The sequence below is a fragment of the Bacillus sp. PS95 genome (assembly GCF_037963565.1).
Lineage (GTDB): Bacteria > Bacillota > Bacilli > Bacillales > Bacillaceae > Bacillus > Bacillus subtilis.
The window spans coordinates 74,380-97,460 of sequence record NZ_CP150160.1 but is presented as its reverse complement, the minus strand read 5'-3'; the positions used below and the strand labels follow the sequence as shown (position 1 = coordinate 97,460).

The 23,081-nt window shown below is 46.6% G+C and carries 16 protein-coding genes, 9 tRNA genes and 4 rRNA genes; all 29 read right to left on the bottom strand.

The features are described from left to right. Positions 1–55 precede the first annotated feature (55 nt). Positions 56–1,605 (bottom strand): 16S ribosomal RNA (locus NSQ12_RS00545). A 175-nt stretch (positions 1,606–1,780) separates the two neighbouring features. Further along, positions 1,781–1,856, bottom strand: a tRNA-Ala gene (locus NSQ12_RS00540). Between the two features lie 8 nt (positions 1,857–1,864). Beyond that, positions 1,865–1,941: transfer RNA gene (locus NSQ12_RS00535), tRNA-Pro, on the bottom strand. 27 nt (positions 1,942–1,968) lie between these two features. Continuing rightward, positions 1,969–2,045 (bottom strand) — tRNA-Arg (locus tag NSQ12_RS00530). A 9-nt stretch (positions 2,046–2,054) separates the two neighbouring features. Beyond that, positions 2,055–2,140 (bottom strand) — tRNA-Leu (locus tag NSQ12_RS00525). A gap of 14 nt (positions 2,141–2,154) precedes the next feature. Then, positions 2,155–2,229: transfer RNA gene (locus NSQ12_RS00520), tRNA-Gly, on the bottom strand. Positions 2,230–2,269: 40 nt separating this feature from the next. Further along, a tRNA-Leu gene (locus NSQ12_RS00515) sits at positions 2,270–2,352 on the bottom strand. A 6-nt stretch (positions 2,353–2,358) separates the two neighbouring features. Further along, positions 2,359–2,434, bottom strand: a tRNA-Lys gene (locus NSQ12_RS00510). 36 nt (positions 2,435–2,470) lie between these two features. After that, a tRNA-Thr gene (locus NSQ12_RS00505) sits at positions 2,471–2,546 on the bottom strand. 4 nt (positions 2,547–2,550) lie between these two features. Then, a tRNA-Val gene (locus NSQ12_RS00500) sits at positions 2,551–2,626 on the bottom strand. A 22-nt stretch (positions 2,627–2,648) separates the two neighbouring features. After that, positions 2,649–2,764, bottom strand: a 5S ribosomal RNA gene (gene rrf / locus NSQ12_RS00495). Between the two features lie 55 nt (positions 2,765–2,819). After that, positions 2,820–5,747, bottom strand: a 23S ribosomal RNA gene (locus tag NSQ12_RS00490). 170 nt (positions 5,748–5,917) lie between these two features. Beyond that, positions 5,918–7,467, bottom strand: a 16S ribosomal RNA gene (locus NSQ12_RS00485). The 16S, 23S and 5S rRNA genes sit together here with 9 tRNA genes alongside, the layout of an rRNA operon. Positions 7,468–7,785: 318 nt before the next feature. After that, entirely contained in the window at positions 7,786–9,285 is a 1,500-nt protein-coding gene (lysS, locus tag NSQ12_RS00480; RefSeq protein ID WP_088467487.1) for a lysine--tRNA ligase, read from the bottom strand. Positions 9,286–9,376: 91 nt separating this feature from the next. Next, the gene (gene dusB / locus NSQ12_RS00475; RefSeq protein ID WP_014475588.1) at positions 9,377–10,378 is read right to left on the bottom strand and encodes a tRNA dihydrouridine synthase DusB; all 1,002 of its coding nucleotides are present in this window, start codon (positions 10,376–10,378) and stop codon (positions 9,377–9,379) included. A 23-nt stretch (positions 10,379–10,401) separates the two neighbouring features. Next, the gene (locus NSQ12_RS00470) at positions 10,402–10,611 is read right to left on the bottom strand and encodes a helix-turn-helix transcriptional regulator (protein WP_003226678.1); all 210 of its coding nucleotides are present in this window, start codon (positions 10,609–10,611) and stop codon (positions 10,402–10,404) included. Further along, on the bottom strand, positions 10,563–11,066 hold the full coding sequence (gene folK, locus NSQ12_RS00465) for a 2-amino-4-hydroxy-6-hydroxymethyldihydropteridine diphosphokinase (protein WP_003226679.1): 504 nt from the start codon (positions 11,064–11,066) through the stop codon (positions 10,563–10,565). The genes NSQ12_RS00470 and folK overlap by 49 nt, the downstream gene beginning before the upstream one ends. Next, a complete protein-coding gene (folB, locus tag NSQ12_RS00460; RefSeq protein WP_088467486.1) occupies positions 11,063–11,425 on the bottom strand; it encodes a dihydroneopterin aldolase in 363 nt (120 codons plus the stop codon). Before folB ends, folK begins: the two co-directional genes overlap by 4 nt. Beyond that, the gene (gene folP, locus NSQ12_RS00455) at positions 11,418–12,275 is read right to left on the bottom strand and encodes a dihydropteroate synthase (protein ID WP_069963942.1); all 858 of its coding nucleotides are present in this window, start codon (positions 12,273–12,275) and stop codon (positions 11,418–11,420) included. The genes folB and folP overlap by 8 nt, the downstream gene beginning before the upstream one ends. Beyond that, positions 12,257–13,138 (bottom strand): aminodeoxychorismate lyase, encoded by an 882-nt coding sequence (pabC, locus tag NSQ12_RS00450; RefSeq protein WP_003226685.1) that lies wholly within the window; start codon positions 13,136–13,138, stop codon positions 12,257–12,259. The genes folP and pabC overlap by 19 nt, the downstream gene beginning before the upstream one ends. Beyond that, positions 13,138–13,722 carry an aminodeoxychorismate/anthranilate synthase component II gene (gene pabA / locus NSQ12_RS00445; protein ID WP_015715111.1) on the bottom strand — a complete coding sequence of 195 codons (585 nt, stop codon included), beginning with the start codon at positions 13,720–13,722 and terminating at the stop codon, positions 13,138–13,140. The genes pabC and pabA overlap by 1 nt, the downstream gene beginning before the upstream one ends. Positions 13,723–13,735: 13 nt before the next feature. After that, positions 13,736–15,148 carry an anthranilate synthase component I family protein gene (locus tag NSQ12_RS00440; protein WP_339175653.1) on the bottom strand — a complete coding sequence of 471 codons (1,413 nt, stop codon included), beginning with the start codon at positions 15,146–15,148 and terminating at the stop codon, positions 13,736–13,738. 165 nt (positions 15,149–15,313) lie between these two features. After that, the gene (gene cysK, locus NSQ12_RS00435) at positions 15,314–16,240 is read right to left on the bottom strand and encodes a cysteine synthase A (protein ID WP_015715109.1); all 927 of its coding nucleotides are present in this window, start codon (positions 16,238–16,240) and stop codon (positions 15,314–15,316) included. 75 nt (positions 16,241–16,315) lie between these two features. After that, a complete protein-coding gene (locus tag NSQ12_RS00430) occupies positions 16,316–17,209 on the bottom strand; it encodes a peptidyl-prolyl cis-trans isomerase (RefSeq protein WP_227058755.1) in 894 nt (297 codons plus the stop codon). A gap of 46 nt (positions 17,210–17,255) precedes the next feature. Further along, positions 17,256–18,131 (bottom strand): redox-regulated molecular chaperone HslO, encoded by an 876-nt coding sequence (gene hslO / locus NSQ12_RS00425; RefSeq protein ID WP_003226695.1) that lies wholly within the window; start codon positions 18,129–18,131, stop codon positions 17,256–17,258. Between the two features lie 11 nt (positions 18,132–18,142). Further along, positions 18,143–18,919, bottom strand: a complete 777-nt coding sequence (locus NSQ12_RS00420; RefSeq protein ID WP_010886388.1) for a type III pantothenate kinase — start codon at positions 18,917–18,919, stop codon at positions 18,143–18,145. 193 nt (positions 18,920–19,112) lie between these two features. Then, complete coding sequence (gene ftsH / locus NSQ12_RS00415) at positions 19,113–21,026, bottom strand: ATP-dependent zinc metalloprotease FtsH (RefSeq protein WP_003242099.1); 1,914 nt, start codon at positions 21,024–21,026, stop codon at positions 19,113–19,115. 97 nt (positions 21,027–21,123) lie between these two features. Beyond that, entirely contained in the window at positions 21,124–21,666 is a 543-nt protein-coding gene (hpt, locus tag NSQ12_RS00410) for a hypoxanthine phosphoribosyltransferase (RefSeq protein WP_003226700.1), read from the bottom strand. Next, positions 21,663–23,081, bottom strand: a complete 1,419-nt coding sequence (tilS, locus tag NSQ12_RS00405) for a tRNA lysidine(34) synthetase TilS (protein WP_015253000.1) — start codon at positions 23,079–23,081, stop codon at positions 21,663–21,665. Before tilS ends, hpt begins: the two co-directional genes overlap by 4 nt.

Genomic DNA, 23,081 nt, shown 5'->3' with positions numbered 1-23,081 from the left:
AGGGAACGTTCTGTTTATAAGACCCAAGGTCTTATATTCCGTATAATATCCTTAGAAAGGAGGTGATCCAGCCGCACCTTCCGATACGGCTACCTTGTTACGACTTCACCCCAATCATCTGTCCCACCTTCGGCGGCTGGCTCCTAAAAGGTTACCTCACCGACTTCGGGTGTTACAAACTCTCGTGGTGTGACGGGCGGTGTGTACAAGGCCCGGGAACGTATTCACCGCGGCATGCTGATCCGCGATTACTAGCGATTCCAGCTTCACGCAGTCGAGTTGCAGACTGCGATCCGAACTGAGAACAGATTTGTGGGATTGGCTTAACCTCGCGGTTTCGCTGCCCTTTGTTCTGTCCATTGTAGCACGTGTGTAGCCCAGGTCATAAGGGGCATGATGATTTGACGTCATCCCCACCTTCCTCCGGTTTGTCACCGGCAGTCACCTTAGAGTGCCCAACTGAATGCTGGCAACTAAGATCAAGGGTTGCGCTCGTTGCGGGACTTAACCCAACATCTCACGACACGAGCTGACGACAACCATGCACCACCTGTCACTCTGCCCCCGAAGGGGACGTCCTATCTCTAGGATTGTCAGAGGATGTCAAGACCTGGTAAGGTTCTTCGCGTTGCTTCGAATTAAACCACATGCTCCACCGCTTGTGCGGGCCCCCGTCAATTCCTTTGAGTTTCAGTCTTGCGACCGTACTCCCCAGGCGGAGTGCTTAATGCGTTAGCTGCAGCACTAAGGGGCGGAAACCCCCTAACACTTAGCACTCATCGTTTACGGCGTGGACTACCAGGGTATCTAATCCTGTTCGCTCCCCACGCTTTCGCTCCTCAGCGTCAGTTACAGACCAGAGAGTCGCCTTCGCCACTGGTGTTCCTCCACATCTCTACGCATTTCACCGCTACACGTGGAATTCCACTCTCCTCTTCTGCACTCAAGTTCCCCAGTTTCCAATGACCCTCCCCGGTTGAGCCGGGGGCTTTCACATCAGACTTAAGAAACCGCCTGCGAGCCCTTTACGCCCAATAATTCCGGACAACGCTTGCCACCTACGTATTACCGCGGCTGCTGGCACGTAGTTAGCCGTGGCTTTCTGGTTAGGTACCGTCAAGGTACCGCCCTATTCGAACGGTACTTGTTCTTCCCTAACAACAGAGCTTTACGATCCGAAAACCTTCATCACTCACGCGGCGTTGCTCCGTCAGACTTTCGTCCATTGCGGAAGATTCCCTACTGCTGCCTCCCGTAGGAGTCTGGGCCGTGTCTCAGTCCCAGTGTGGCCGATCACCCTCTCAGGTCGGCTACGCATCGTTGCCTTGGTGAGCCGTTACCTCACCAACTAGCTAATGCGCCGCGGGTCCATCTGTAAGTGGTAGCCGAAGCCACCTTTTATGTTTGAACCATGCGGTTCAAACAACCATCCGGTATTAGCCCCGGTTTCCCGGAGTTATCCCAGTCTTACAGGCAGGTTACCCACGTGTTACTCACCCGTCCGCCGCTAACATCAGGGAGCAAGCTCCCATCTGTCCGCTCGACTTGCATGTATTAGGCACGCCGCCAGCGTTCGTCCTGAGCCAGGATCAAACTCTCCGATAAAGTAGTTTGACTGACTACGCACATCGCTGTGCGATTTATAAAAAAATGAATTAACAGGTACGTTTTGTCTTGTTTAGTTTTCAAAGATCATTTTGTTTGCTTGCTTGCTTTGTTAAAGCAACTTTATTAGTATACAACGTCACTTCTTCAAAGTCAACAACTTTTTAAAAACTTTTGGTGGAGCCTAGCGGGATCGAACCGCTGACCTCCTGCGTGCAAAGCAGGCGCTCTCCCAGCTGAGCTAAGGCCCCATAAAAAATGGTCGGGAAGACAGGATTCGAACCTGCGACCCCATGGTCCCAAACCATGTGCTCTACCAAGCTGAGCTACTTCCCGATTTCCCATCTATTCTATTAAAAGATATGGCGCGCCCGAGAGGAGTCGAACCCCTAACCTTTTGATCCGTAGTCAAACGCTCTATCCAATTGAGCTACGGGCGCAAAACATAATGCCGAGGGCCGGACTTGAACCGGCACGGTAGTCACCTACCGCAGGATTTTAAGTCCTGTGTGTCTGCCAATTCCACCACCCCGGCGTGGATGGTATAGTTGGAGCGGAAGACGGGATTCGAACCCGCGACCCCCACCTTGGCAAGGTGGTGTTCTACCACTGAACTACTTCCGCAGACAGGATGTCCAGTTTTTCTAACTGTTATCCTATATAATGCGGGTGAAGGGACTTGAACCCCCACGTCATAAAGACACTAGATCCTAAGTCTAGCGCGTCTGCCAATTCCGCCACACCCGCGTAAAATGGTGAGCCATGAAGGACTCGAACCTTCGACCCTCTGATTAAAAGTCAGATGCTCTACCAACTGAGCTAATGGCTCTTCTACAAGAGACTTGAGTATTATATCATATAAAAGTGGTGCCGGCAAGAGGACTTGAACCCCCAACCTACTGATTACAAGTCAGTTGCTCTACCAATTGAGCTACACCGGCATAATGGTGGAGGATGACGGGCTCGAACCGCCGACCCTCTGCTTGTAAGGCAGATGCTCTCCCAGCTGAGCTAATCCTCCATAATTGCACTAACGTGCAATTGCTTGGCGGCGTCCTACTCTCACAGGGGGAAACCCCCGACTACCATCGGCGCTGAAGAGCTTAACTTCCGTGTTCGGTATGGGAACGGGTGTGACCTCTTCGCTATCGCCACCAAACAAATTGAGAGTGTTCTCTCAAAACTAGATAACAGGTGTGACATCATTCAAAAATATGGTTAAGTCCTCGATCGATTAGTATCTGTCAGCTCCATGTGTCGCCACACTTCCACCTCAGACCTATCAACCTGATCATCTTTCAGGGATCTTACTTCCTTGCGGAATGGGAAATCTCATCTTGAGGGGGGCTTCATGCTTAGATGCTTTCAGCACTTATCCCGTCCGCACATAGCTACCCAGCGATGCCCTTGGCAGAACAACTGGTACACCAGCGGTGCGTCCATCCCGGTCCTCTCGTACTAAGGACAGCTCCTCTCAAATTTCCTGCGCCCGCGACGGATAGGGACCGAACTGTCTCACGACGTTCTGAACCCAGCTCGCGTACCGCTTTAATGGGCGAACAGCCCAACCCTTGGGACCGACTACAGCCCCAGGATGCGATGAGCCGACATCGAGGTGCCAAACCTCCCCGTCGATGTGGACTCTTGGGGGAGATAAGCCTGTTATCCCCGGGGTAGCTTTTATCCGTTGAGCGATGGCCCTTCCATGCGGAACCACCGGATCACTAAGCCCGACTTTCGTCCCTGCTCGACTTGTAGGTCTCGCAGTCAAGCTCCCTTGTGCCTTTACACTCTGCGAATGATTTCCAACCATTCTGAGGGAACCTTTGGGCGCCTCCGTTACCTTTTAGGAGGCGACCGCCCCAGTCAAACTGCCCACCTGACACTGTCTCCCCGCCCGATAAGGGCGGCGGGTTAGAAGGTCAATACAGCCAGGGTAGTATCCCACCGATGCCTCCACCGAAGCTGGCGCTCCGGTTTCCAAGGCTCCTACCTATCCTGTACAAGCTGTACCAACATTCAATATCAGGCTGCAGTAAAGCTCCACGGGGTCTTTCCGTCCTGTCGCGGGTAACCTGCATCTTCACAGGTACTATAATTTCACCGAGTCTCTCGTTGAGACAGTGCCCAGATCGTTGCGCCTTTCGTGCGGGTCGGAACTTACCCGACAAGGAATTTCGCTACCTTAGGACCGTTATAGTTACGGCCGCCGTTTACTGGGGCTTCAATTCGCACCTTCGCTTACGCTAAGCGCTCCTCTTAACCTTCCAGCACCGGGCAGGCGTCAGCCCCTATACTTCGCCTTACGGCTTCGCAGAGACCTGTGTTTTTGCTAAACAGTCGCCTGGGCCTATTCACTGCGGCTCTCTCGGGCTTGCACCCTAACAGAGCACCCCTTCTCCCGAAGTTACGGGGTCATTTTGCCGAGTTCCTTAACGAGAGTTCTCTCGATCACCTTAGGATTCTCTCCTCGCCTACCTGTGTCGGTTTGCGGTACGGGCACCTCTCACCTCGCTAGAGGCTTTTCTTGGCAGTGTGGAATCAGGAACTTCGCTACTATATTTCGCTCGCCATCACAGCTCAGCCTTATGGGAAACGGATTTGCCTATTTCCCAGCCTAACTGCTTGGACGCGGATATCCAATACCGCGCTTACCCTATCCTCCTGCGTCCCCCCATTGCTCAAATGGTGAGGAGGTGGTACAGGAATATCAACCTGTTGTCCATCGCCTACGCCTTTCGGCCTCGGCTTAGGTCCCGACTAACCCTGAGCGGACGAGCCTTCCTCAGGAAACCTTAGGCATTCGGTGGAGGGGATTCTCACCCCTCTTTCGCTACTCATACCGGCATTCTCACTTCTAAGCGCTCCACCAGTCCTTCCGGTCTGGCTTCACAGCCCTTAGAACGCTCTCCTACCACTGTTCGAAGAACAGTCCGCAGCTTCGGTGATACGTTTAGCCCCGGTACATTTTCGGCGCAGAGTCACTCGACCAGTGAGCTATTACGCACTCTTTAAATGGTGGCTGCTTCTAAGCCAACATCCTGGTTGTCTAAGCAACTCCACATCCTTTTCCACTTAACGTATACTTTGGGACCTTAGCTGGCGGTCTGGGCTGTTTCCCTTTCGACTACGGATCTTATCACTCGCAGTCTGACTCCCAAGGATAAGTCATTGGCATTCGGAGTTTGACTGAATTCGGTAACCCGGTAGGGGCCCCTAGTCCAATCAGTGCTCTACCTCCAAGACTCTTACCTTGAGGCTAGCCCTAAAGCTATTTCGGAGAGAACCAGCTATCTCCAGGTTCGATTGGCATTTCACCCCTACCCACACCTCATCCCCGCACTTTTCAACGTGCGTGGGTTCGGGCCTCCATTCAGTGTTACCTGAACTTCACCCTGGACATGGGTAGATCACCTGGTTTCGGGTCTACGACCACGTACTCATGCGCCCTATTCAGACTCGCTTTCGCTGCGGCTCCGCATCTTCTGCTTAACCTTGCACGGGATCGTAACTCGCCGGTTCATTCTACAAAAGGCACGCCATCACCCGTTAACGGGCTCTGACTACTTGTAGGCACACGGTTTCAGGATCTCTTTCACTCCCCTTCCGGGGTGCTTTTCACCTTTCCCTCACGGTACTGGTTCACTATCGGTCACTAGGGAGTATTTAGCCTTGGGAGATGGTCCTCCCGGATTCCGACGGAATTTCACGTGTTCCGCCGTACTCAGGATCCACTCAGGAGAGAACGAAGTTTTGACTACAGGGCTGTTACCTCCTATGGCGGGCCTTTCCAGACCTCTTCATCTACCTCGTTCTTTTGTAACTCCGTACAGAGTGTCCTACAACCCCAAGAGGCAAGCCTCTTGGTTTGGGCTAATCCCGTTTCGCTCGCCGCTACTCAGGGAATCGCATTTGCTTTCTCTTCCTCCGGGTACTTAGATGTTTCAGTTCCCCGGGTCTGCCTTCTCATATCCTATGAATTCAGATATGGATACCACTCCATTACGAGTGGTGGGTTTCCCCATTCGGAAATCTCCGGATCAAAGCTTGCTTACAGCTCCCCGAAGCATATCGGTGTTCGTCCCGTCCTTCATCGGCTCCTAGTGCCAAGGCATCCACCGTGCGCCCTTTCTAACTTAACCGTTAAAAAGAATCACTATGTGATATCTTGTGTTACTAATTGAATGTGATGTCTACTGTTATCTAGTTTTCAAAGAACACGTTTCGAAGGAATGATCCTTCAAAACTAAACAAGACAGGGAACGTTCTGTTTATAAGACCCAAGGTCTTATATTCCGTATAATATCCTTAGAAAGGAGGTGATCCAGCCGCACCTTCCGATACGGCTACCTTGTTACGACTTCACCCCAATCATCTGTCCCACCTTCGGCGGCTGGCTCCTAAAAGGTTACCTCACCGACTTCGGGTGTTACAAACTCTCGTGGTGTGACGGGCGGTGTGTACAAGGCCCGGGAACGTATTCACCGCGGCATGCTGATCCGCGATTACTAGCGATTCCAGCTTCACGCAGTCGAGTTGCAGACTGCGATCCGAACTGAGAACAGATTTGTGGGATTGGCTTAACCTCGCGGTTTCGCTGCCCTTTGTTCTGTCCATTGTAGCACGTGTGTAGCCCAGGTCATAAGGGGCATGATGATTTGACGTCATCCCCACCTTCCTCCGGTTTGTCACCGGCAGTCACCTTAGAGTGCCCAACTGAATGCTGGCAACTAAGATCAAGGGTTGCGCTCGTTGCGGGACTTAACCCAACATCTCACGACACGAGCTGACGACAACCATGCACCACCTGTCACTCTGCCCCCGAAGGGGACGTCCTATCTCTAGGATTGTCAGAGGATGTCAAGACCTGGTAAGGTTCTTCGCGTTGCTTCGAATTAAACCACATGCTCCACCGCTTGTGCGGGCCCCCGTCAATTCCTTTGAGTTTCAGTCTTGCGACCGTACTCCCCAGGCGGAGTGCTTAATGCGTTAGCTGCAGCACTAAGGGGCGGAAACCCCCTAACACTTAGCACTCATCGTTTACGGCGTGGACTACCAGGGTATCTAATCCTGTTCGCTCCCCACGCTTTCGCTCCTCAGCGTCAGTTACAGACCAGAGAGTCGCCTTCGCCACTGGTGTTCCTCCACATCTCTACGCATTTCACCGCTACACGTGGAATTCCACTCTCCTCTTCTGCACTCAAGTTCCCCAGTTTCCAATGACCCTCCCCGGTTGAGCCGGGGGCTTTCACATCAGACTTAAGAAACCGCCTGCGAGCCCTTTACGCCCAATAATTCCGGACAACGCTTGCCACCTACGTATTACCGCGGCTGCTGGCACGTAGTTAGCCGTGGCTTTCTGGTTAGGTACCGTCAAGGTACCGCCCTATTCGAACGGTACTTGTTCTTCCCTAACAACAGAGCTTTACGATCCGAAAACCTTCATCACTCACGCGGCGTTGCTCCGTCAGACTTTCGTCCATTGCGGAAGATTCCCTACTGCTGCCTCCCGTAGGAGTCTGGGCCGTGTCTCAGTCCCAGTGTGGCCGATCACCCTCTCAGGTCGGCTACGCATCGTCGCCTTGGTGAGCCGTTACCTCACCAACTAGCTAATGCGCCGCGGGTCCATCTGTAAGTGGTAGCCGAAGCCACCTTTTATGTTTGAACCATGCGGTTCAAACAACCATCCGGTATTAGCCCCGGTTTCCCGGAGTTATCCCAGTCTTACAGGCAGGTTACCCACGTGTTACTCACCCGTCCGCCGCTAACATCAGGGAGCAAGCTCCCATCTGTCCGCTCGACTTGCATGTATTAGGCACGCCGCCAGCGTTCGTCCTGAGCCAGGATCAAACTCTCCGATAAAGTAGTTTGACTGACTACGCACATCGTTGTGCGATTTATAAAAATGAATTAACAGGTACGTTTTGTCTTGTTTAGTTTTCAAAGATCATTTTGTTCATTTTGTTCACTTCGTTCAAGCGACTTTATTATTATAACTCGTTGACTCAGTGAAGTCAATAACTTTTTTTGAAGTTCTTTTTTTCGTTATCGCCTTGTTTAGCGGCAACGAATAATAATATACCACCTAGTAAATAATAGTGCAATAGTTTTTTTGAAGAAATACTAAGGAATTTAAAAAGAGCGGCATCCTTTCCCTATGGAGGATACCGCTCTTCTTTATTAGCGTTGTCTCATTTGCGGGAATAACAGCACATCGCGAATAGAAGGGGCATTCGTCAGCAGCATAACCAGACGGTCGATACCGATGCCTAAACCTCCTGTTGGCGGCATACCGTATTCCAGAGCTTCAACAAAGTCTTCATCCATTAGATGAGCTTCATCATTACCGGCTTCACGCTCTTTTAATTGCGCTTCAAAGCGTTCTCTTTGATCAATAGGATCATTCAGCTCTGTAAACGCGTTGGCATGTTCACGGCCAACGATAAACAGCTCAAAACGGTCTGTAAAACGCGGGTCCTCAGGGTTTTTCTTAGCAAGAGGAGAAATTTCTACAGGATGCCCGTAAATAAAAGTTGGCTGAATAAGCGTTTCTTCAATTTTTTGTTCGAAGAATTCGTTGATGATATGCCCTACTGTCATAGAATCTTTAATTTCTACACAATGTTCTTTTGCATATTCACGCGCCTGCTCAACAGTAACCTCTTCCCAGAAATCAACGCCAGTCGCTTCTTTGACTGCGTCAACCATATGGATTCTTTTCCACTCCGGTTTAAGGTCGATTTGCTCTTCCCCGTATTGAATCGTAGTTGTGCCAAGCACTTCTTGGGCGATATGAGCGACAAGGTTTTCAGTTAAGCTCATGATATCTTTATAGTCCGCATATGCTTCATATAACTCAATCATTGTAAATTCAGGGTTATGGCGTGTAGAGACACCTTCGTTACGGAAAACACGGCCAATTTCATATACTTTTTCTAAACCGCCGACAATTAGACGTTTTAGGTGCAGTTCGATAGCAATACGCATATAGAGTGGAATGTCTAACGCGTTGTGGTGAGTGATAAACGGACGTGCAGAAGCTCCCCCAGGAATGCTGTGCATTGTAGGTGTTTCTACTTCTAAGTATCCATGATCATCAAGGTATCTTCTCATAGCTTGAATGATCTTGCTTCGTGTAATGAACGTATGTTTGCTGTCTGGGTTTACGATAAGATCCAGGTAGCGCTGACGGTAGCGCTGCTCAACGTCTTTTAAACCATGGTATTTGTCAGGAAGCGGACGAAGCGCTTTTGTCAGCAATTCAAAGGAAGTTGCTTTAACAGACAATTCGCCTACATTTGTTTTGAAGACTTTTCCGGTTACGCCGATAAGATCACCGAGGTCAGAAGACTTGAAGATTTCATATTGGTCGTCACCGACACTGTCTTTTCTTACGTAGATTTGGATTTGGCCTTCTAAATCCTGAAGATGGGCAAAGCCGGCTTTTCCTTTGCCGCGTTTTGTCATCATGCGGCCTGCGATTGTAACTTCAATCGCTTTTTCTTCTAACTCTTCTTTGGTTAGATCTTGATATGCCGAAATAACTTCTTGAGACTGATGAGTTCTTTCAAAACGTGCGCCGAATGGATCGATGCCGTTATCTCTCAGCTGATTCATTTTATCGCGTCTGACTTGCAGCTGATCATTCAATTCTTCATGGTTATGCTCTTCTTGACTCATTGTTATCACTCCATTACAGATATTGTTTCATGAAAAAAGCAGAAAAACTGCCAGCGTAAAACTAGCAGTGAGCAGCAAATAGAGGTGAGTATTATCCTACTTTTGCATTTTGAAGCTCTTTTGCCTCAACTTCAACCGTAAATGCATCTAAAAGCTGTACAAACTCTTCTCTCGTCTCGCAATGATTGATTTCATTACGAACGTTCGCATTGCCTTTTACGCCTTTCAGATACCATGCAGCGTGCTTTCTCATTTCTCTTACCGCTACGTTTTCACCTTTTAAGTCAATCAGGCGGTCAAGATGCAGTTTGCATACGGCCATTTTTTCGCGTACTTGCGGCTCTTCTTTTAATTCACCTGTTTCAAGATACTGAACCGTACGGTAAATCATCCACGGGTTGCCCAATGCAGCGCGTCCGATCATGACCCCGTCTACTCCTGTCTCATCGAGCATACGCTTAGCATCCTGCGGTGTCTTAACATCGCCGTTTCCGATAACCGGAATCGATACTGATTGTTTTACTTCTTTGATGATATCCCAGTTTGCCGTTCCTTCGTACATCTGCACTCTCGTACGGCCGTGAAGCGCAACTGCTTTACCGCCCGCACGTTCTACAGCCTGTGCATTTTTCACTGCGAAAATGTGGTCTTCATCCCAGCCCATTCTCATTTTCACTGTAACTGGTTTATTAACAGCATCCACTACTGCAGAAACCATTTCGTAAATCTTATCAGGATCGAGAAGCCATTTGGCTCCCGCATCGCATTTTGTAATCTTCGGCACGGGACATCCCATGTTAATGTCAATGATATCAGCAGTTGTGTTTTGGTCTACAAACTTCGCCGCTTCCACAAGGGTTTCCTTTTTTCCTCCGAAAATTTGAAGGCTCAGTGGTTTCTCACGTTCATCAATATAAAGCATACCCATTGTTCTTGCATTGTTGTAAAGGATCGCTTTGTCACTGACCATTTCAGCGCATACCAATCCGGCTCCGAATTCCTTTACAGTCAATCTGAACGCAGAGTTGCAGACACCAGCCATAGGTGCGAGCACAACCCGGTTTTTCAATTGAATATCTCCAATTTTGAACAATTTTTCTCCTCCTTTCATTTGTTCTATTTTTCTGGCGGCGCCAATTCGTCCGCACTTATATTTAAAACATCTGCTGCATCTTGAATGATGGCAGCTGACGGCAATCGGTTTCCGCGTTCAATTTCGCCGAGAATAGAAACTGATATACCTAATGCTTTTGCAAATCCTTCTTGAGTATAACCTTTCAGCTTTCTGAATGCACGAATTCGTCTACCCCAGATTTCTGCTTCCATACTCTTACACCTTCTTGGTCTGTTTCGGCGCTTGTAGCCTCTTTTTCAACCTGCTGGCAAATTTCCGCAAGCGGCGCAAGGACAAACAAACGCTCATACATTCTCGGATGCGGAACAATTAGTTGCTCTGTTTCAATATTTTCACGATTAAATAACAAAATGTCAAGGTCTGCCGTCCGCGGCCCCCATCTTACTTCCCTTGTTCTGCCTAATTCATTTTCTATCTGCTGCGTCAGTTCAAGGAGTTCAAAAGGGTTCAATGATGTCTTGATTTCAACAGCCATATTCAAAAATTGAGCTTGATCTTCGTATCCGACCGGGTCAGTTTCGTAAATAGACGACACTTTAGTGACTGTCACCGCAGCATGCTGATGCAGTGAAGCCACTGCTTGCCTTAAATACGTTTCTCTATCTCCAATATTAGATCCAAGTGCAATATAAGCTATGTTGTTCATGACTTTTTTCTCGTAATTTCAATTGCTACTGATTTATAGTGTCCGGGAATTGGCGGGTCTGGCTTAATCACTTTCACCGTACATTGCTGAACAGGCTGAAATTTTTTGAGAACAGTGCCAGCAATACGTTCCGCCAGCGTTTCTACCAATTTTACAGGCTCCCCTTCCACGATATCTTTACATACGTGATAGAGCTCAGCATAGTTGATCGTTTGCTCAAGGTCGTCTGTTTGTCCGGCTTTGCTTAAATCCAGCTCAGCGGTTAAATCGACTTTAAACCGCTGGCCAAGTTTGTTTTCTTCTTTGAACACACCGTGATATCCGTAAAACTCCATACCTTCTACATAAACTTTATCCATGGTGCACCCCTCCCTTATTCAGCATCGCGTCCATCATTTTCGCCATTCTGGCAATTTGCTTTACATCATGGACCCTGACAATGTCACAGCCTTTTTGAATGCCGAGACACACAGTCGCGCCTGTGCCCTCAGCCCGCTCCTCAGGCGGAAGATCCAGAACACGTCCGATGAATCTTTTTCGGGAGGTTGCCAGAAGAACCGGATATCCCAGTCCGCTCAAAATCTCTAGTTTGTTCATCACTGCCAAGTTATCGTGATAGGTTTTCGCGAAACCGATACCGGGATCAAGAATAATGTTCTTCTCGTCTACTCCGGCCTCAACAGCAATTTTTACACTCTCCATTAAGTCCGACAGCATATCCGGCAATAAGTCATTGTAGTTTCTTTCAGGGCGGTTATGCATGAGAACAATTGGAACATTATGTTCAGCTGCAACGGAAGCCATCTTCGGATCATGTTTGGCACCCCAAATATCATTGATAATGGATGCGCCGGCTTTCACTGCTTCATCTGCGACAGAAGCCTTGTACGTATCTACAGAAATAGGAACACCAAGCTCTTTCGTAATCCGCTCAATCACCGGAATGACTCTGGACATCTCCTCATCCTCAGATACCCACTCAGCGCCAGGCCTTGTCGATTCCCCTCCGATATCAATGATATGGGCACCATCATCGATCATCTCTTTCGCGTGCAGCAGCGCCTTGTCCAAGCTGTCATATTTTCCGCCGTCCGAGAAAGAGTCAGGCGTTACGTTTAAAATTCCCATCACCAGCGTCTTCTCTTTATATGATAAAGCGCTGGGCTTAGTGTGGATTACTTGTGTTTGATCTATTGTGTGCTGCGCCATGCTCTTCCTCCCTTTTCATACATCATGTTCTTTATTTCTTTTTTGTATAACAATTGAAGAGCGGAGGTTGCTTCTCCGCTTTGGCTTCCATAGTTTACTTCTTCTATTTTAGTAAACGGGATGATTTCAAGAACCGAGTTCGTCATCCACGCTTCGTCAGCTGTCAAGAGAGCTTCTAGCTCATATCGGCCCGTTTTGAGCTCCAGGCCGATATTCTTTGCATTTTCTATGATAAAACGTCTCGTGACGCCGTCCAGAATACCGGTATCAAGCGATGGCGTATAGATACAGCGACCTTTTCTCCAGAAGACATTAGATATGATACCCTCTGCAACAGCTCCATCCTCCGTTAGGAAAATTCCCTCGACACGTGGATCATTTCCAATTTCCCGTTTCGCATACATATTATTTAGATAATGATGAGATTTTAACCGGAACGATCCCTCAGGAGTGTTTCTCCGTATCGATAAAACCTTCCCTTCTTTTTGCAAAGGAAGGCTTTCTGGTTTCAGCTGATTCACAAAGCATAAAACGGTCGGCTTATCGTACGTCTGGGCGACAAAGCCTTTATCGCTGATCCCCGCTGATATGTTCAGTCTGACGCGGGCATTGCCATCCTTGATATCATTTAGCTTAAGCAGCTTGTCCAGCATCTCAAGGATCTCATGCTTTGAAACAGTATATTCGATTTGCAGATCCTTAAGCGCGCGTTCAAGCCTTTCTATATGCCAATCAAGCAAAAACGGGCAGCCTTCGTAGAGCCTGAAGGTTTCGAAAACACCGATCCCATATAAAAACCCATGGTCAAAAGGAGAAAGAACTGCATCTTTCTCCTCCATATACCGGCCGTTCACATATATCATCACGCAATAACTTCCTTGCGATATGTCTCAATAAAATTTCTGAGCATTTCTTTCCCAAAGGAGGTCATAATAGACTCTGGGTGAAATTGCACGCCCTCTATCGGGAGGTCATTGTGGCGAATAGCCATGATTTCTCCTTCTTTCGTTTGTGCTGTTACTGTAAAACAGTTTGGCAGCGTCTCAGGTTTTACGATCAGCGAGTGGTATCGCGTCGCAACAAGGGGGTTTTTCAACCCTTCAAAAATGGTTTTGCCGTCATGCTCGATATCCGAGGTTTTCCCGTGCATAAGCCGTTCTGCCCTAACAACATCACCACCGAACACTTGCGCGATGGACTGATGTCCGAGACATACACCGAAAATAGGAATTTTCCCTGCGAAATGTTTAATTGCTTCGAGGCTGATTCCCGCCTCATCAGGGCTGCACGGTCCGGGAGATATCATCAGAAAGTCCGGAGACAGTTCTTCAATTTCTTCGATTGTGATGCTGTCATTGCGTTTCACAACCAGCTCTTCCCCAAGCTCGCCCAAATACTGTACCAAGTTGTACGTGAATGAATCGTAGTTATCAATCATTAAAATCATTTCTCCGCTCACCTCATCTAATTTTTGTCTCTTCTTCGCTCAGCTCTAATGCTCTTTGCATCGCAAAAGCTTTTTTGAATGATTCCTTGTATTCGTGCTTCGGAACAGAATCAATCACAACTCCTGCGCCGGACTGCATAAATGCCTGCCCTCCGGTTGCATAAATGGTTCGAATGACGATATTAAACTGCAGATCGTGATTATATCCAAACCACCCTATAGATCCAGTATAAAGCCCTCGGCGTGTCGGCTCAAGTTCTTCTATAATTTCCATCGTTCTTACTTTCGGTGCACCAGTAATGGTTCCTCCGGGAAACACAGCATGAATAATATCTACAGCATCATACCCATCCTGCAGTTCACCTTGGACATTAGACACAATGTGCATCACATGCGAGTATTTTTCAATTGCCATGAATTCATTTACGCGCACAGACCCGTAACGTGATACTCTTCCCAGATCATTTCGCTCAAGATCAACCAGCATGACATGTTCCGCTCGTTCTTTGTCATTGTGTATCAATTCGTTTGCAAGCGCCTCGTCTTCTTCATTTGTTTTCCCTCTGGAACGGGTGCCCGCAATCGGTCTTGTCTCTAATAGCTTGCCCTTTTTGCTGACAAGCAGTTCAGGCGATCCGCAAATGATTTGGAAATCAGGTGTTTCTAAATACGCCATATAAGGAGAAGGATTTACTTCTCTCAAGGTTTTGTAAATTTGATATGGGTGGGCAGACAGTGACTGTGACTGCCTTATTGATAGATTGACTTGAAACACATCTCCGCTGGCAATGTATTGTTTGATTTTCTCTACAGCTTGTGAGAACCCATCCTCGGTAAATGGCGCCGCGAAGGAACCATCTGTTTCAGGATTCATCTCTCGCGAAGAGACAGCGGGAAGCTCAGTCAGCCACATCTGCTCTAACTCAGATAGCTTCACATCCGCTGTTTCCTGTTCAGAACCATTAACATGAGTAATCAGCCATAGAGACTCTTCTTGATGGTCATAAACTGCTATATCATCAAAAACAAGAAAATAAATATCTGGTGTTTCTAGATCATCTAATGAGAGCATTTTAAAATTTTCAATGTACCGTGCGTAATCATAGCTGAGAAACCCGATTGCCCCGCCTTGAAAGTCAGGGAACTCATGATTCGTTTCTGTTTCCAGCGTTTTAAACCAGCTGTGGAAGGCCCGTAATGGATCACCTTCTTTAAACAGCATCTCATCACCATGCTTAATTGTAGTTATTCCGTCTTTTCCTTTCACAGTCGCAATTGGATCAAGACCGGCTATACTATATCTGCCGCCTCTTGCACTTTCGAGAAGTACATGATGTTTCCGGGATTGCGCAAGTTTCTCAAATTGTTGTAAGAATGAGTCTTTTTGAAAAGGTATTTTTTTGCCTGCCGGTCTGCGTTGTGCCATTTGTATCATTCCTCTATTTTCTTTTTTACTTGTTTTTAATTGTAAAGCAATGTTGTTAGTGAAAAAAGTGAATTTCTCTTCCAAGAATAACATTCGTCGCAGACATGGCATATTTGATGCACGAAATATAAAAAAACTCCCGGCGGACCGGGAGTTTTGGCTTTTTTAATCGAATTGATACAGCGGCGTGCTTAGATAACGTTCGCCGTTACTTGGAATGATGGCCAATACTTTTTTGCCTTTTCCGAGTTTTTTCGCTACTTGAAGAGCAGCATAAATTGCCGCACCTGATGAGATGCCTCCGAGAATTCCTTCTTCACGTGCAGCTCTGCGGGCATATTCGAATGCTTCTTCATTCTTCACAGGGAAGATTTCATCATATACTTCAGTGTTTAAGATGTCCGGCACGAATCCAGCTCCGATTCCCTGAATTTTGTGGGGGCCTGGTTTTCCTCCTGAAAGCACTGGGGAATCTGACGGTTCAACAGCGTAAATCTTGATGGAAGGGTATGCTTCCTTCAGCACTTCGCCCGCTCCCGTAATCGTTCCGCCCGTTCCGATTCCGGCTACAAATGCGTCAAGCGGGTCATCACCGAATTGCTCAACGATTTCTTTACCCGTTGTTTGGCGGTGAATTTCGGGGTTAGAAGGGTTGTTAAACTGCTGCGGCACAAAGTATCCGTGCTTTTCAGCAAGCTCTTCAGCTTTCTTAATGGCGCCTTTCATGCCTTCCGCACCAGGAGTCAGCACAAGCTCAGCACCGTATGCGCGAAGAAGGTTGCGGCGCTCCATGCTCATTGTATCAGGCATAACCAAAATGGCTTTTAATCCTTTAGCAGCAGCAACCATTGCAAGCCCGATTCCAGTATTTCCGCTTGTCGGTTCAATGATTGTATCACCGGCTTTTAATTTTCCTTCTTTTTCAGCCGCTTCAATCATGGCTAAACCGATACGGTCTTTTACACTGCTTCCAGGGTTCATGTATTCAAGTTTTAGATATACATCCGCACTGTTTTCATCTGCAAGGCGATTTAATTTAACGATTGGCGTATTCCCAATTAATTCAGTAATGGAGTTTGCTACACGTACCATTCTCGACACCTCAATTTCCGACTATTTGTATTGGTATTATGTATATAATCTATCAATTTCAAAATTTTTTGTCAATCACTTAGTACTTTTTTCCCCATAAAACCAAGATACATCAGCTTCTTTCCAAAGTGTCTTAACTGTCGCTTTATCACCTAGCTGATCCATTGCGATTTGCCGTCTGATCTGGTCCTTTACTTCATCAAATGAGAACGTTCTTGCCTTTAGTTTTTCTTTCAGCTGGATAATGGCATATCCGTTGCTGACCTTTATTGGTTCCTGAGACCATTCATCCTCTTTGAGTGTTTTCGCCTCTTCAATGTATGCTAATGGAATGTTGTCTGATGCCTCTGTGACAAAACCTAAATCTCCGCCGTATGGTGATGTATATCTGTCAGTGGATCTTTCGGCAGCGACAGCTTCAAAGCTTGATCCGCCTTTCAGTTCTTTCAGGACTTCTCTCGCTTCTTCTTCATCTTTTACAACAATGTGCCGAATTCGATACGAATCATCAAACTGATATAGTTCCTTATTTTTATTATAGAATGATTCCAATTCTTTGTTTGAGATATCGATATCCCTTGTTAACAATTCCTCAAGGAGGATATTATAACGAATTTGGTCTTTCCACTCTTTCTCCGTCGTATGTTCATCTTCGTAAAAGGAATTATTGACCGCTTTAATCAGCAAAAACTCCCGATCAACTTCGCTTTTGGATATTTTAAGGTTGTTCTTTTTAGCCAGCTGCTCAACAACTCGGACATTGATCATATCTTCAAGCGTTGACTTACCATACTGATCTTCCATTTCTTTCAGCCATTCTTCTCTTGTCACACTCTTGCCCCCGATAGTCGCAATAGACTCACCGGTTGACGATGCGCCGGCTTGGGATTTCGTCAGCGTATATGCAACAGCAATACAGCAAACCAACAGCGCCCCTAAAATAATGGTCCAGATTGTTCTTGATTTCAAACCTGCTTTCAGCCCCTTTTCTCAAATTAAAAACCCGCTAAAGAGCTTAGCGGGTAGTTTGGTCACGAAGCCCTTCCAGCTCTTCTTTTGTAAATAAGTACTTTTCATTACAAAAATGGCATACTGCTTCGGCTTGTCCATCTTCTTCTATCATATCTTGAATTTCTTTTTTGCCTAGTCCTAAAATGGCTGTTTCGAACCGTTCTTTTGAACAAGGGCAATGGAATCTGACAGGCATCGTTTCCAAAATCTCAGGTTTCTCGCCTAGGACTTCTTCTAAAATTTCTTCTGGTGTCAGCCCTTTTTGGATGAGCTTAGAAATCGGCTCTACTTGAGATAGACGCTGTTCAATTTTTGTGATTGTTTCATCATCTGTTCCCGGCATCAGCTGAATAATAAAGCCCCCTGCCGCAAGAATGGTATTGTCAGGATTCACGAGCACACCTACGCCCACTGATGAAGGAACCTGCTCAGATGATACAAGATAGTAAGTGAAATCATCTCCTAATTCTCCTGAAACGATTTCTACTTGTCCTGTGAAGAACTCGCGCAAACCTAAATCTTTTACGACACTTAACGTTCCGTTTGTTCCAACCGCACGTCTGACATCAAGCTTGCCTTGTTCATTTAAATCAAAATGAACTTGCGGGTTAGAGACATAGGCTCTGACTTCTCCTTTGGCATTGGCATCAGCTACAATAGCTCCGATCGGACCTCCGCCCTCGATTTTCACGGTCAGCTTATCATCGCCCTTCAGCATAGCGCCGAGCATGAGTGAAGCTGTCATTGTGCGGCCCAATGCAGCGGATGCTGTCGGCCACGTACCATGGCGTCTCTGCCCCTCATTTACCATATCAGTCGTTCTCGCCGCATAAGCCCGAACTTTTCCGTCATACGCAAGTGCTTTTACTAAATAATCCATTACTAAACCTCCTATACACTTCCTACGCGGTTTCTTTCATAAATCAATTCCAGCCCTTTTAGGGTTAAGAATGGATCAACGATGTCTATACAATCTGATTCGTTCGCAATGAGCGGCGCTAGGCCTCCTGTCGCAATGACCTTTGGTTCCTGTTTTGCCTGCCATTTCATTCGCTTAACGATTCCTTCCACTTGGCCGACATAGCCAAATAAAATCCCAGATTGCATCGCGCTAACAGTGTTTTTTCCGATAATATTGTCGGGCCGGGTGATTTCGATACGCGGAAGCTTTGCTGCACGCGAGTAAAGCGCCTCTGTCGAAATTGTAATCCCAGGGGCAATCGCCCCGCCCATGTATTGTTTGTTTTCATCAATATAGCAGTACGTTGTGGCGGTTCCGAAATCGACAACAATTAATGGATTGCCGTATAAGTGTATCGCAGCGACAGCATTTACGATTCTGTCTGCCCCCACTTCTTTCGGATTGTCATATTTTATATTTAAACCGGTTTTCATACCTGGACCAACAATTTGCGGCTCGATATGAAAGTATTTTGTGCACATTCTTTCTAACGCAAACATGATTGGCGGCACTACTGACGAAATAATAATGCCATCTATCTGTTCAAACATAAGCCCGGAGTGATCAAATAAGGAGCGCAAAATCATCCCAAACTCATCTTCTGTTTTATGCCTGCTTGTTTCTATACGCCAGTGATATTCTAATTTTCCATCATGATATACACCAAGTACAGTATTGGTGTTCCCCACATCGATAACCAGTAACAACCTCTATCACCACTTTTGAATAGTTTCTCTACTTTACTTTTACAAACATTCTACAATACCATACACGATCAGCGGCTCATTTGTAAACAAATCGATACCAGATTTGGATGATTGTAAAAGCCGCAGCTGAGCCCATCATTTACATAAAAAAACTGCCAGCGTCAGCCGGCAGTTTTTTTAGAAAGAAAGCGAATTACTCTTTCGTATCGTCTTTCTTTTCTTCTGTTTTTGTCAGAATGTTTACTTTCACATCATCGTTCTTTTCATCATCTGAGAAATTACGCTCAGGTAATGTTCCATGATCGACAAGGTGTTTGATTTGTTCAGCGTCAAGCGTTTCAACTTTCAGAAGCGTTTGGGCAATCAATTCAAGCTTGTCACGATTTTCAGTCAGGATTTGTTTCGCACGCTCATAACATTCTTTGATGATGCGCTGAATTTCCTGATCAATTTCGTAAGCGATTTGATCACTGTAGTTCTGTTCGTTGTTGAAATCACGGCCTAAGAATACCTGACCGCCCTGAGACTGTCCAAATTGCAACGGTCCCAGTTTTTCTGACATACCGAATTCCGTAACCATTCGTCTTGCAATATTCGTCGCACGCTGGAAGTCATTGTGCGCCCCTGTGCTGACTTCACCGAAGATAATCTCTTCAGCAACACGTCCGCCCAAGAGGCCGACAATTTTATCAAGCAGCTCCGGCTTTGTTTGGAAATAACGGTCTTCTCTTGGCAGCATAACAGCATAACCGCCAGCCTGGCCCCGAGGAACAATCGTTACTTTATGAACCATATCTGCCTCATCTAAAACGAGACCGATAACGGTGTGTCCGCCTTCGTGATAAGCCACGATATTGCGTTCTTTCTTGGAGATAACGCGGCTCTTCTTAGCGGGTCCGGCAATTACACGGTCCGTCGCTTCGTCAATATCACGCGCATCGATTTTTTTCTTGTTTTGACGAGCCGCTACAAGCGCAGCTTCATTCAAGAGGTTTTCTAAGTCAGCGCCTGAGAAGCCTGGTGTTCTCATGGCAATTGATTTTAGGTTAACCGTTTCATCCAGCGGTTTGTTTCTCGCATGGACTTTCAATACAGCTTCACGGCCAATGACATCTGGGCGGTCCACTGTGATTTGACGGTCAAAACGTCCCGGACGAAGTAAGGCTGGGTCCAAGATGTCCGCACGGTTCGTCGCAGCAATGATGATAATTCCTTCATTAGCGCTGAATCCGTCCATTTCAACAAGCAATTGGTTTAGCGTCTGTTCACGTTCATCGTGTCCACCGCCGAGACCAGCGCCACGCTGGCGTCCGACTGCGTCAATTTCATCAATGAAGATCAAACAAGGCGCATTCTTTTTCGCATTTTCAAACAAGTCACGCACACGGGAAGCACCGACCCCTACAAACATTTCAACGAAATCAGATCCGCTGATGCTGAAGAAAGGTACGCCGGCTTCTCCTGCACAAGCCTTGGCAAGCAATGTTTTACCGGTACCCGGAGGTCCGACTAAAAGCACGCCTTTCGGTATTCTGGCGCCGAGCTCGGCAAACTTGCGGGGATCTTTCAGAAACTCAACAACTTCAACAAGTTCTTGCTTTTCTTCGTCAGCCCCTGCAACGTCTTTAAATTTGACGCGTTTCTTTTCCTCTGTATACAGCTTCGCTTTACTCTTGCCAAAGTTCATGACACGGCTGCCGCCGCCTTGAGCCTGATTGAGCAGGAAGAAAAACAGAATAAAGATAATGACAAATGGGATGATGGTCGTCAGGAACGTCACCCATCCGCTTGTTTCTTGCGCGGGCTCAACCTTTACGTCTGTCTTTTTCAAAGCGTTAAATATCTGGTCTGCTCCCTTTCCTTCAGGAACATGAGTCAAAAAGTATTGATCTTTGTCGTAGTTTTTCAGCTGCCCTTTTACCTCATAAACACCTCTGACAGGCTGAACCGATACGCTATCAACTTTCCCGTCATCCAGGTTTTTGATGAACGTACTGTACGACATATTTTCTGTTTTCGGATTTGAGGTCTGGAAGTAGCTCACAACCCCGATTACTACTAATAAAATAAGTAAATAAAAAATGGTATTACGGAAGACCCGATTCATTCCTTACCTCCTCCCACAGTAAGCACAACTATGTTCAATAGTACCATAGAAAATCATTCCAATACAAACAATAACCATCTCGGAAGCAGGCTGCCGATCAGCTTTCATAAACTGCCGGTTTTAACACTCCGATATAAGGCAGATTGCGATAGCGCTCAGCATAATCAAGTCCGTAACCCACTACAAACGCGTCAGGAACTTCAAAACCGACAAAGTCTGCTTTGATGTCCGCTTTTCTTCCGCTCGGTTTATCCAAAAGGGTAACAATCTTAATTGATTTTGCTTTACGGTATCGGAAGAGCTCTACGAGATAACTTAAGGTTAACCCACTGTCGATGATATCTTCAATAATTAAGATGTCCCGGCCCTCTACAGATGTATCCAAATCTTTAATGATTTTTACTTCTCCAGAAGAAACCGTAGAATTTCCGTAGCTTGATACATCCATGAAATCCATTTCCAAATATGTATCAATATGCTTGATAAGATCCGCCATAAAAGGAAGTGCTCCTTTTAACACACCGATTGCCAACGGAAATGTATCTTGATACTCGCTCGTTAATTCTGCACCTAACTCTTTTACTTTCTTTTGTATCTCTTCCTCTGAGATCAGTACTTTCTCGATATCATGTTTCATCATGATTTTGCTTGCCCCCTACACTTTTCATGCTGTCTATATTGTAATACAATGCGGTCGCTGTTTGGAATCACAAGATCTTCAAAAATTGATTTTTTCAAGCCAGGTATCCAGATAATTTCACCGCTTGCGTCCGTCACAATCGGCCAGTTGTCTCTTTCTTGGAGAGGCAATTTCTTATCAATAAATATATCCTTTACCTTTTTTGAGCCGTTCATCCCTTTTAGTTTGATCCGGTCTCCAGCTTTTCTCGTCCGGATTGTTAAGGGAAATCGCACCTTTTTTTCACTTGTGATAAAAACAGCATTCCCATGTTCTTCAGGCGAGTCCGCATAATGCCTTGCCTCTATCAGATATCCATTAGGGAGCACTGCCGTTTCATCAGCAGCTCCGCTAATTTGGTATTCAAAGGGAACATTTTTGCACTGCCATTGTTCAAATGTAAACAAACATGTCTGATATGATTTGACCACCTTCAGCCCTTTCGGAAAGTCCAGTACTCCTGAAGGACCGCCATTTTCCGCCCAATCGAGAAACTGCTGAATGTGATGGGCTGAAAAGGATGATGGAACGTTTTCATAAAGATAGTTTAATATTAGTTGAACTCCTCTTCTTTGTAAAGGCATCGGGAGGGCAAGCAATTGAGAGGAATTGATTTCAACTGATGTATTAGACTGGCTTGTGATTACTTTATTCATTTCATCTTTCGTTAATGACTGTAAGAATTGCTCATCTTCCGTCAGTGCTTCACTCACTTTCTGAAACCTTTTATGCACATCCGGAGATTCCTGCTTCAAAAACGGGAGCACTGTTTTTCTGAATCTGTTTCTTGTGTAGTCATCTTTGGCGTTGCTTTCATCCGTCCGGTAGCTCAAGCCGTTTTCACGGCAATAGTGAAGGATCTCTTCCTTTGTAATGGTTAAGAACGGCCTGATGATCCGCCCCGTGCCAAAACGTCTAACCGGCTGCATTCCCGCAAGTCCCGTTCCAAGCGTACCCTTAGCCAGTTTCATAAGCATTGTTTCAACCTGATCATCACCATGATGCGCAAGAGCTAGATAGTCCGCTTGGTGCTTCGACATGATTTCCTCAAAAAACTGGTAGCGGCAATCGCGTGCTGCAGCCTGCTTATTGAGTCCTTTTTCCTGTGCATATGCGGTTACATTGATTTGAGCCGTTTCGCACACGAGCTGTTCAGCTTTACAATAAGCTTGGACAAAACGCATGTCCTCCTCGGATTCCGCACCTCTGAACCGATGGTCAACGTGAGCTGCAATAACATTCGCTGAACGGCCGCATAACGTATGCAACGCGTGAAGAAGAGCCATTGAGTCCGGACCGCCGGAAACGCCTACAATGATTGTCGCCCCTTTTAACGTAAGATTGTGTTTGTTTAAAAAATCTTTGACACTTTTCAC